Below are 2,435 nucleotides of genomic sequence, written 5' to 3' on the forward strand. Positions count from 1 at the left end.
TTCCCTTATACTTGCATCCATGCTGCAGATAGCATCCCGAAGTTCATCAATCTCAAGTATACCGCTTGGCGTGTTTTTAAAGTTTTCATTTCCTTCTTGCTGTCTTATGTCCAGTACCAGTTTCCGGAGCGGATAGGTCATATGATTGCCCATAACGATAGCTGCAATACCGGCAATAAGAATTGAACTGATCAGAGCAACTCCGATCAGAAAGCGCAACTGTCTCAATGTACTGAATAATATATTTTCCGGTACAACTCCAATAATATACCATCTGTCTGAAAAATATCTGGACGAATATTTATATACATTAAGAAAATGCGTCACTGTACACAGATTGGTATCTTGAATTTTCTTTACCTTTGAAAACAAAATATCTTCTTCCATGGATATCTCCCCATTTAAATTTTCCATATCCGAAGAATAATTCCCTGATGAAATCAACGGTCTGTAATTTTGTCCTGTGCCATCCGCTCTGGCAATAACATAAGCGGCTCCTCCTTCAGAGTCAAGTTCTCTGTCCGGCATAAAAGATGTCACATAATCTGTCGATACGGCTATTCCAAAAATACCGTAAATTGCTCCTTCTTCATTGATCAGCGGCATCGAAAAGCTGATCATCTCCATATCCTCCGGATGCCATTGAAAAACATCCGACCAGTAACCCAGATCATTTATATCCGAATCCGGAAAATTCTTTGCAGTATCTAAAACGATTGTGTAAAACTCAGGAATATCTTCGATTCGAAAACGACTTTCCCAGAAAGAATCCGGAGGAATATACATCTCTTTCGACAAAACGCCATTTTCCAAAAGAAGATCCTTTGTATCATAATTAACTTTTGGATCGGATGACCGCACACGAAGACCGGTGACATAAAAGTCATGAGCAGGTATGCCGTCCTCCTCCAAAATAAAATAAGCGTCATTCGCTCCGCTTTGACGAAGCAGGTCGATCATTGTGCCGGACAACGTACCCGTCAATAAGAGATTCAGTTCCCGATCCGACTTCAGATCATTCAGATTCTGTCCCCTGCTATCTAAAATATCTTTGACCTGATCATTGATCTGTCCCGCAAATGATTCAATGTTTGACCACTGGGATGTCATCATCCGCTCGATCACATCTTTTCTCGACCGGGTCGTCGTAACCATCCGTTCACTCTCACTTTGGGCAAGATAGGAAAAAATACCGCTTGCCTTCAATATCATTAAATATAACAGCCCCTGAAAAATCACCAACCCGATCAATATCAAAATCTGCTTCTTTTGTATCGATACCTTTTTTAATCCCTTCTCTATCCTCTCCACCAATAATTAACCCCCTCTTTACATGTATTATATCTAAAAACTCCCCTTTCTTCAATCTATATGCGCATGATATGCATACAAAAAAAGAATGGCGGATTTTAAACACCGCCATTCTTTTTTTATTTCGTTAATACTTCAAGAATCTTATTGCTTCTCTCAATAAATTTTGTCATTGCAGCCGCATCCAATGGTTTGTGGCTGAGAAGTGCCAGATCATATAACTGCTGGCAGATCATATCTGTATATTCACCTTCAGTATTGGCCAATACATACTGAACCAGTGTATTGTTGGCATTCAGAATCAATGTCTCGCCTTCGTTTCCGAACATGCTCATATCTGTCATGCCATACATCTTCATCATATCCTGCATACGACGACTTTCTTCTTTTAATGTAATCATCGAAGAAGTTGCCGGATTTTTCAGTTTTTCAACTTTTACTTCCAGTTCTTCCCGTCCGAGTGCTTTTTTGAATACTTCTGTCAATGTCTTTGTATTCTCTTCAAGCACTTTACTGTCCTCTTCACCGACTTCTTCTTTGAAAACATCAGCCAGATCTGTATCGATTCGGTGGAACTGTACATCCTTCTCATCCTGTTCCAGAATGCTGATAAACGGCTGATCAATATTATGTTTCAGAATAAGAGCATTCATGCCCTGTTCTCTGAACATATTGATATACTGTGCCTGCTGTACCTCATCTGTCACATAGAATACCTGATTTTCATGTTTATCTTTGCATGCTTCAAGATAATCTTTCAGTGAAACATATTTGCCATCCAGATCTTTGTAAATAATATAATCTTTCATCTTTGTTTTGAATTTTTCATCTTTCATATATCCAAATTTGATGAAAGGATTAATATCATCCCAGTATTTTTCATAATTTTCACGGTCTGTCTTGCACATTCCGGAGAGTTTGTCCGCAACTTTCTTTGTAATATAATCTGAAATCTTCTGTACAAAACCGTCGTTCTGAAGTGCGGAACGGGATACATTCAATGGAAGGTCCGGACAGTCAATAACACCCTTAAGCAGCATCAAGAATTCAGGAATAACTTCTTTAATATTATCTGCGATAAATACCTGATTATTATAAAGCTTAATTGTACCTTCAACAGCTTC

Annotated in this window: 2 protein-coding genes and 1 pseudogene; all 3 read right to left on the reverse strand. The window is 38.6% G+C overall.

The features are described 5' to 3' along the window. A partial coding sequence (locus QZZ35_RS11100) for a HAMP domain-containing protein (RefSeq protein WP_291237461.1) occupies positions 1-1,212 on the reverse strand: 1,212 nt, incomplete at its 3' end. Continuing rightward, entirely contained in the window at positions 1,166-1,366 is a 201-nt protein-coding gene (locus QZZ35_RS11105; RefSeq protein WP_291237462.1) for a hypothetical protein, read from the reverse strand. The genes QZZ35_RS11100 and QZZ35_RS11105, both read right to left, overlap by 47 nt. Positions 1,367-1,430: 64 nt before the next feature. Further along, positions 1,431-2,435: pseudogene (locus tag QZZ35_RS11110) on the reverse strand (molecular chaperone HtpG); the annotation flags it as partial.

It is taken from the genome of Frisingicoccus sp. (assembly GCA_016298055.1).
GTDB lineage: Bacteria > Bacillota > Clostridia > Lachnospirales > Lachnospiraceae > Frisingicoccus.